This window comes from Micromonospora sp. BS32 (genome assembly GCF_059089345.1).
Window position 1 is genome coordinate 1 of record NZ_JBSSHR010000082.1, and the last position, 496, is coordinate 496.

At 70.6% G+C, this 496-nt stretch carries 1 protein-coding gene; it reads left to right on the forward strand.

The annotated features are described in order from the left end of the window. A partial coding sequence (locus AC5RWQ_RS30355; RefSeq protein ID WP_494286024.1) for an ABC transporter ATP-binding protein occupies positions 1-469 on the forward strand: 469 nt, incomplete at its 5' end. Positions 470-496 lie beyond the last annotated feature (27 nt).

The window sequence follows — 496 nt, forward strand, 5'->3', positions numbered from 1 at the left end:
CTTCCAGTCGTTCAACCTGCTGCCGACACTGGACGCGGCGGAGAACATCACGCTGCCGATGGACATCGCCGGCCGCAAGGTCGACCGCGAGTGGATGGACCGGGTGGTGGAGACCGTCGGCCTGGCCGGGCGGCTCAAGCACCGTCCCACCCAGCTGTCCGGCGGCCAGCAGCAGCGCGTCGCGGTGGCCCGGGCGCTGGCCGCGCGGCCGGAGATCATCTTCGGCGACGAGCCGACCGGCAACCTGGACTCCCGGGCCGGCGCCGAGGTGCTGGGCTTCCTGCGCCGCTCGGTCGACGAACTCGGCCAGACCATCGTGATGGTCACCCACGACCCGGTCGCCGCCTCCTACGCCGACCGCGTGCTGTACCTCGCCGACGGTCGGATCGTGGACGAGATGGCCAACCCGACGGCCGACTCGGTGCTGGAGCGGATGAAGTCCTTCGACGGTCGCGGGAGGACCTCGTGACCGTCTTCAAGACGTCGGTGCGCAACT